Genomic DNA, 8,376 nt, shown 5'->3' on the forward strand with positions numbered 1-8,376 from the left:
CTTGTTTAACTGATGAATCAGCAGGAACAAAACGGTAATTTTATAGTATTCTAATGAATTTATTTTTGAGTTTCTTTATTCTTAGTAGCATCAAACATAATTGGTGTAGCTACGAATAAAGATGAGTACGTACCTACTATAACACCTACGATTAATGCGAACATGAATCCTTTAATACTATCACCTCCAAAGAAGAAGATAGCTAACATTACTAATAATGTTGTTAAAGATGTATTTATTGTTCTTCCTAAAGTACTGCTTAAAGCTTTATCAACTAAGTTAGCAGTAAAAGAAGTACTGTTTTCTGCATATTCTCTAATTCTATCGAAGATAACCACGGTATCATTCAGCGAGTAACCAACTACGGTTAATATTGCTGCGATAAATGATTGACCAATTTCCATATCAAATGGCATGAACTTATATAAGATAGAGAAGATTCCTAATACGATTAAAACATCGTGGAATACAGCTGCTACTGCACCGATAGAGTAAGAAACTTTTCTGAATCGTAATAAGATATATAAGAAAACCACAAGTAACGATCCAAACACAGCCCAAATAGCTGCCTGCTTGATATCATCTGCAATAGTTGGATCAACTTTTCTTGCACTCATTATACCTTGCGCGTTTTCACCTTTATCAAAACCAGGCTTAAAGTTTTCGTAACTTAAATCTGTTAAATATGTTTTTAAACCGTTATATAAAGTATTTTGTACAAGTTCGTCTACTTCTTTACTCTTTTCTTCAATTTTGAAAACTGTTGTAATCTTCAATTGATTAGAAGCACCGTAAGTTTTAACTTCAGGAGCCGTTCCAAAAACTTCTTTTAAAGAATTAGCAACTTCATTAGCTTTCATGTCTTTATCAAAACGAACGACAAAAGACCTACCTCCTTTAAAATCTACACCTTGTTTTAAACCAATTGTAGAAATCGAAGCTAAACCAGCAATAATTAAACCTCCAGAAATGATATAAGCTATCTTACGCTTTCTTAAGAACTCAATACTGATGTTTTTAAACCAGTTCTTAGAAATATTTGTGTTGAATGTTAAATTACTGCCTTTAGTTACAGCTCCATCAACAAATAAACGAGTGATGAAAATTGCAGTAAATAAAGATGTAGCAATACCAATCATTAATGTTAAAGCAAATCCTTTAATTGGACCTGTACCAAAAATGTATAAGATAACACCAGTTAAGAATGTAGTAATGTTCGCATCGAAGATCGCAGATAAAGCTCCTTTAAAACTAAATCCTTCATTAACTGATTCGAATAAACTTTTTCCTGAGTTTAAAGCTTCTTTAATTCTTTCGAAGATAATTACGTTGGCATCTACCGACATACCAATTGTTAATATAATACCAGCAATACCAGGTAATGTAAGTACTGAATTAAATGATGCTAATACTCCAAAAATGAATAAAATATTTACTACTAGTGCAATGTTAGCATATAAACCAGCTTTACCATAGTATAATACCATCCATGCTAATACTAATAAAATAGCTAAAGCAAAAGACCACATACTTGCACTAATTGCTTCTTTACCTAAAGATGGTCCAACAACTTCTGATTCGATAATTCTAGCAGGAGCAGGTAATTTACCAGCTTTTAATACTGTAGCAAGATCTTGAGCTTCTTCTACAGTCATTGAACCTCCTGAAATAGAAGAATTACTTCCTAATTTTTGTTTGATGATAGGAGCAGAGTATACATAATCATCTAAAACGATAGCAACATGTTTGTTGATGTTCTTTTCTGTAAGATTACTCCACAATTTAGTTCCTTTAGTATTCATTGTCATGCTTACTTCAGGTTTTCCTAATTGATCAAATTGTTGAGAAGCATCAGCAATTACATCACCTTCAATATTAGCAATATCTTCTCTATTAGATTTAATAGCATATAAGCGAATATAGCTTTCAGAGTTATCTCCAGAATCAGCACTCTCTGCATCAGCTTTATAATCCCATAAGAACTTAGTGTTTCTTAAATTAGCTGGTAATAAAGCAGTGATTTGCTTATTTCTTAATAGGCTCATTACTTTTGCAGTATCTTGGATCTTAGAAAAACCAATAATAGAACCATATTGTTGTTGATTAGGTACAAAGTAATTAAATAACATTTTAGAGTCTGCTACAGAAGTAGAATCACTACTGTCATTTAATAAATCATTAATATTACTTTTCTCTGTACTATCTTTCTTTTCTGAAACTTCTTTTTCAACAGATTTCTTTAATAAATCAATTGATTTTAAGTTTGCTTGCGCCATAAAAGGTAATACCTCAGTATTAGAATATACTTCCCAAAACTGTAATTTAGCAGTACTAACTAATAACTTTTTAACACGCTCTATATCTTTAGCACCTGGTAATTCAACCTGAATTCTACCAGATGTACCAATTCTTTGAATATTTGGTTGTACAACTCCGAATTTATCTACACGACTTCTCAATACCTGAAAAGCAGTAGCGATAGAGCTGTTAATTTCTTCTTGTAAAACAGTTTTTACTTCACTGTTAGTTTTATTGAAGTCAATTTTCTCTCGTAATAATTTATTACCAAAGATTTTTGGGTCGCTTAATTTTATAGCACCCTTACTAGCGTTTTCAAATTCTGTGTAAAATAAATCTATGTAATCATCTTGAGAATCCTTCTGAGCTTCATCAGCGTTAGCTAAAGCTGTTAAGAAAGTTTCATTTTTAGACTCATTAGATAATCCTATTAAGATATCTTTTACTGATACTTGTAAAATAGCATTAATACCACCTTTTAAATCAAGACCAAGATTCATTTCTTTGTCTTTAATGTCGTTGTAGGTGTTTCCTAATACTACTTCATTATTTGCAACACTATCAAGATATTTTCTCTCAAGTCTAGCTAATTCCTTACCACTTTTGTTTTCACCAAGATTTGCTTCAGCATATGCTTTAGCTTCATTTTCAACCTTGTTCCCAAAAAACGTAAATGATAATTGGTATAAGCTTACTAATCCGAAAAGGATTGCAAATAATCTGATTAGACCTTTGTTTTGCATTTTCAATAATTTAGACTGACTTCTTTTTTAAAACGTGCAAATATAGTATAACAAAAGTAGAAGAAAAAAGAAAACCATAATTTTTACAAGATAGGTTTGTTATAATCATCAAAAATTATTGTATTCATAACGGTTTTTTAACCCTTTTTAAATGAATTGATAAAAAATTGTCAAGTATTTTAATTATATTTAAATTATAATGTAATTTGGGAAGAAAGTGGTACAAAACAAATTAATATTATGTTATTATTTGAGAGACCATTGTTTAGTTTTTTTACTTCTAAAAAATATTACACTTCTTATTACAAGAGAGTTATAAATACATATAAATACCCAGAGTCTTATATTAGTTTATACCTTTCTCTTGATTCATTTAAGCGTACTTTTCGAACCAAAATCGAAATGAATTTTTCCGAAAGCATACGTTTTGGTACATCTTTAAAAAAGGTAAAAAGTAAACTTAAAAAACCTTTTAGGATTGTTAAACAATTAAAATATATTTCAATTTTATTTACTGAACTTAAAATATTAGATTACAAGTTTATTGTTGAGATGCATTTTTACAAGCAAGAATTGGTATGTTTTAAATATATATTCAGAGATAATATTAATAAAGAAGAATTAAAGAATATAATTGTAAAAAAATATTTGAAAGAGAATTTTTCTTCTTTCAATTTTAATGATTGTCATATTAATGACGAAGATAATAATTGCCTTTTTTTGATAGATGAAGTTAATCTTTCAGTAAACTATATAGGAAGAAAGAAAGAGTTTTATAATTATGTAATACAATTAAATGAACAAAGAAAGGCTGAAGAATTATTAAAGGATAAAGAAAGGAGTACTACGTCTAAATTATACAAAAGATTATAAAAAAAAGAGAAGTTTTTACTAAACTCCTCTTTGTTTATTTATTTCATCTTGTAATTGTCTCCTTAACTTTTGTTCTTTCTCTAGAGATTTTTTTCTAAATGTTTCAAATTCTGATTCTATTTCACTTAGATTATTTTTTGCCTTTTTGGTTAAAATATTACTACTATTAAATTTTGAAATAAAAAATATTAAAGCAAGTAATAATATTCCTATTAAAGACCAAGTAAACATATTATAAGTAGTCTTATTAGTAGCTATTCCAAGAACATTTATTTGATTTTCTTTGTCTTGGGAACTAGTTAAATCATTAGTAACTTTATTAATGTTTTCATTCAAAGAAGCTATTTCTTTCTTTTGAGAATCTACTATATTTTGTCGAGCAACTATTTCATTCCTTAAAATAGCAACACTATCAAGAACTCTTTTCTGAAAAACTACAAATTCATTTCTTGGAATCATTTTATACTCTTTCCAAGTATTTGATAAACCGTAAGCTTTTTTAAATTCATTCTCTATTGTATTTGGTAATTCTTTAATCTCTTTTTTAGTCAATTTTGTTTGAGCAAATAAAGAAGTTGAAAAAAGTAATACAAATAAAAAGTTGATAGTTTTCATTAGATATATTTAGATTTCGGGTTGATTTAAAAAAACCCAAACGAAAAAGTTTGGGTTTTTAGTATAAGCAAGGTTATTAAACTTATTTTACTTTATCTACAATTGCCTTAAAAGCCTCTGGGTTGTTCATAGCTAAATCTGCTAAAACCTTACGGTTTAATTCGATGTTGTTAGCTTTTACTTTACCCATAAACTGTGAGTAAGACATTCCGTACTGACGAGCTCCAGCGTTAATACGTTGGATCCATAATGAACGGAAGTTTCTTTTCTTGTTTTTACGGTCACGGTAAGCATATTGTAATCCTTTCTCAACCGCATTTTTAGCTACTGTATAAACGTTTTTTCTACGTCCGAAGTAACCTTTAGCTTGCTTCAAGATTTTTTTTCTTCTATTTCTTGAAGCTACAGAATTTACTGATCTTGGCATAATTTTCTTGTTTTTGTAGTAGGCGACTAATTAAATAGTTCTTTATTGAGCCTAACTCCATGGTTAATAATTTATTTTACTACCTAGCGAACTATTATTTTAATAATAATTGTTGCTTAATGTTACTCTCGTCAGATTTGTGTACTAACGTTGAGTGTGTTAATGCAAGCTTACGTTTTTTAGACTTCTTTGTTAAGATATGACTTTTAAACGCGTGCTTTCTTTTGATCTTTCCAGAACCAGTTAACTTAAAACGTTTCTTGGCACTAGATTTAGTTTTCATTTTAGGCATTTTCTGCTATCGTTTTTATCTTGCTTATATATCGTCGTTATTCTAAAAGAATAAATTACTTAGTCTTTTTAGGAGCGATAAACATAATCATACGTTTACCTTCCAGTTTAGGCATTTGTTCTACTTTACCATATTCTTCTAATTCTTGAGCTAATTTTAATAATAAAATTTGCCCTTGCTCTTTAAATATGATAGAACGACCTTTAAAGAATACATACGCTTTTAATTTAGCTCCGTCTTGTAAGAACTTAATTGCATGTTTCTTTTTGAATTCGTAATCATGCTCATCTGTCTGAGGTCCGAAACGAATTTCCTTAACAACCACCTTAGTCGCTTTTGCTTTTAATGCTTTTTCACGCTTCTTTTGCTCGTAAAGGAATTTTTTATAGTCAATTACTTTACAAACAGGAGGGACTGCTTTAGGAGATATTTCAACTAAATCTAACTCTTGTTCTTGAGCTATTGCTTTAGCTTTTGCAAGTGAATAAACACCTACTTCTACATTGTCACCTACAAGGCGAACTTCGTCAACATATTTAATTTTATCATTAATTCTATGTTGATCTTCTTTAATAATTCTTGCGGGTCTACGTCCGCGTTTTCTTCTAATTGCTATGGCTTATACTTTTTTAAATTATTCTCTTTTAATTACTAGTGTTAAACGTTACTAACGTTTTTTGAACTTCCTTCTGTATTAATTGGATAAATTCTTCAATAGTGAATGTTCCTAAATCACCTTCACCATGCTTCCTTACAGATACCGTGCCATCTTGTTCTTCTTTTTCGCCGACAATAATCATGAATGGAATTTTGCTAACTTCCGCATCTCTAATTTTACGGCCAGTCTTCTCATTTCTATTGTCTACGAGGGCGCGAATTTCGGAATTTTCTAACAAAAGTAAAACTTTTTCGGTATATTTTTCATATTTCTCACTGATTGGCAGTATTATAACCTGTTCTGGAGTTAACCAAAGAGGGAAATTACCACCTGTATGCTCTAATAAAATCGCAATAAATCTTTCCATAGAACCAAAAGGAGCACGGTGAATCATTATTGGTCTGTGGAGTTCATTATCACTTCCTTTGTATGTTAAGTCAAAACGTTCAGGTAAGTTATAATCAACTTGTATAGTACCAAGCTGCCAACTTCTTCCTAAAGCATCTTTAACCATAAAGTCTAATTTTGGTCCATAGAAAGCAGCCTCACCAGATTCAATTACATAATCTAATCCTTTATCTTTAGCTGCATTTATGATTGCTTGCTCAGCTTTTTCCCAGTTTTCTACACTACCTATATATTTTTCAGGATTTTCAAGGTCTCTAACAGATACCTGTGCAGTGAAATTTTCAAATCCTAAAGATTTAAATACATATAGTACTAAATCAATAACGTTTTTAAATTCACTATCTAATTGTTCAGGTGTACAGAAAATATGTGCGTCATCTTGAGTAAAACCTCTAACACGTGTTAACCCATGAAGTTCTCCACTTTGTTCGTATCTATAAACGGTACCAAATTCAGCAAAGCGTTTTGGTAAATCTTTATATGAATAAGGCTTGAAATTATAAACTTCACAATGGTGAGGGCAGTTCATAGGTTTTAATAAGAATTCTTCATCTTCTTTAGGAGTGGTTATGGGTTGAAAACTGTCTTCACCATATTTAGCATAATGACCAGAAGTTACATATAATTCTTTTTGACCAATATGTGGTGTCATAACCATTTCATAACCAGCTCTTTTTTGAGCAGTTTTTAAGAAATCTTCTAAACGGCCTCTTAAAGCTGCTCCTTTAGGAAGCCAAAGAGGTAAACCTTGACCAACAGTTTGAGAGAATGTAAATAATTCTAACTCTTTACCTAATTTTCTATGATCTCTCTTTTTTGCTTCTTCTAATAACTCTAAATATTCAGTAAGCATTTTTTGCTTAGGGAAAGAGATTCCGTAAATACGAGTTAACTGATTGTTTTTTTCATCTCCGCGCCAGTAAGCTCCAGCAACATTCATAATCTTAATGGCTTTAATTATTCCAGTGTTTGGAATATGTCCACCACGACATAAATCTGTAAAGTCGCTGTGATCACAGAATGTAATATCACCGTCTTCTAAACCTTCTATTAATTCTACTTTATATGAATTGTTTCTTTCCTTATAATAAGATAGAGCTTCGTCTTTTGTAACTGAACGCATTTTAAACTCTGCTTTTTCACGAGCTCTTTCTAAAAATTTCTTTTCTATTGAAGAAAAATCTTTCTCAGAAATTGTATCGTCACCAAAATCTACATCATAATAGAATCCATTATCGATAGCAGGACCTATAGTAAGTTTAGCGCTTGGATAAAAGTCCAAGATTGTTTGAGCTAAAACGTGGGCAGATGAATGCCAAAATGCTTTTTTACCTTCAGGAGAGTCAAAAGTATATAGTGTAAGATTACCATCGGTTGTTAAAGGTGTGGTAGTTTCAATAGTGTTGTTATTAAAGTTAGCAGAAATAACATTTCTAGCTAAACCTTCACTAATGCTCTTGGCAACTTCAATAGGAGTTGTGTTTTGTTCGTACTCCCTAATACTTCCGTCAGGTAATGTAATTTTTATCATTATTATATATATTATGTTATGATTTTCCTACAAGTGAAAATCTTAATGGGCAAATATATTGTAAAACGTTTTTTAATACAATATATAGTATGTTATTATTAATCTTTTTTCAATGATTGTAGTGTTGTTTAATTTTGTTTGAAAACAATCTGTTGGTTTTCTGGCTATTGCGATTTTTTTTCATTTTTTTGTTTTAAAAGTTTGTGTAGATTAAAAAGAGTGTGTAGTTTTGCACCCGCAAACGGAGAAACGCAGTTTTAAAGTTTGCAAAAGTTCATAAACAGGTTGTAGATAAAGAGTAAAATTAAGGTTAAAAAATAATTAAAATTTTACTTGCGGAATTGGAATTAAAGTTTCTATATTTGCAGTCCGTTTTTGAGATGGGAGTTCATTGATTTTTTGGTGTAAGATTAGATTAAAAATTAATCAAAAAAACTTTAAAAAAAGTTTTGCTAGATTAAAAAAAGGTTATAGTTTTGCATCCGCTTTCAGAAATGAAAGCAACGATCACAGGGATTTTGGAATAACAAA

The 8,376-nt window shown here is 30.1% G+C and carries 7 protein-coding genes; 1 reads left to right on the forward strand and 6 read right to left on the reverse strand.

The genetic code is table 11. The features are described 5' to 3' along the window. Positions 1–59: 59 nt before the first annotated feature. A complete protein-coding gene (gene secDF / locus Q1A46_RS02765; RefSeq protein WP_299673749.1) occupies positions 60–3,041 on the reverse strand; it encodes a protein translocase subunit SecDF in 2,982 nt (993 codons plus the stop codon). A 402-nt stretch (positions 3,042–3,443) separates the two neighbouring features. Here secDF and Q1A46_RS02770 point away from each other — a divergent pair, with 402 nt between their 5' ends. Then, positions 3,444–3,914, forward strand: coding sequence for a hypothetical protein (locus Q1A46_RS02770; protein ID WP_299673751.1), 471 nt, complete (start codon positions 3,444–3,446; stop codon positions 3,912–3,914). Between the two features lie 18 nt (positions 3,915–3,932). Here the strand turns inward: Q1A46_RS02770 and Q1A46_RS02775 are convergent, their stop codons facing one another. The 5 genes from Q1A46_RS02775 to thrS form a co-directional block, all read right to left on the reverse strand. After that, positions 3,933–4,529 (reverse strand): hypothetical protein, encoded by a 597-nt coding sequence (locus Q1A46_RS02775; protein ID WP_299673753.1) that lies wholly within the window; start codon positions 4,527–4,529, stop codon positions 3,933–3,935. 82 nt (positions 4,530–4,611) lie between these two features. Continuing rightward, the gene (rplT, locus tag Q1A46_RS02780) at positions 4,612–4,956 is read right to left on the reverse strand and encodes a 50S ribosomal protein L20 (protein WP_095070111.1); all 345 of its coding nucleotides are present in this window, start codon (positions 4,954–4,956) and stop codon (positions 4,612–4,614) included. A gap of 94 nt (positions 4,957–5,050) precedes the next feature. Beyond that, on the reverse strand, positions 5,051–5,248 hold the full coding sequence (gene rpmI / locus Q1A46_RS02785) for a 50S ribosomal protein L35 (RefSeq protein WP_075341031.1): 198 nt from the start codon (positions 5,246–5,248) through the stop codon (positions 5,051–5,053). 55 nt (positions 5,249–5,303) lie between these two features. Next, positions 5,304–5,822, reverse strand: coding sequence for a translation initiation factor IF-3 (infC, locus tag Q1A46_RS02790; RefSeq protein ID WP_299673763.1), 519 nt, complete (start codon positions 5,820–5,822; stop codon positions 5,304–5,306). Between the two features lie 70 nt (positions 5,823–5,892). After that, the gene (gene thrS / locus Q1A46_RS02795; RefSeq protein WP_299673755.1) at positions 5,893–7,845 is read right to left on the reverse strand and encodes a threonine--tRNA ligase; all 1,953 of its coding nucleotides are present in this window, start codon (positions 7,843–7,845) and stop codon (positions 5,893–5,895) included. Positions 7,846–8,376 lie beyond the last annotated feature (531 nt).

The sequence above is a fragment of the uncultured Tenacibaculum sp. genome (genome assembly GCF_947502995.1).
In the GTDB taxonomy this organism is placed as follows: domain Bacteria; phylum Bacteroidota; class Bacteroidia; order Flavobacteriales; family Flavobacteriaceae; genus Polaribacter.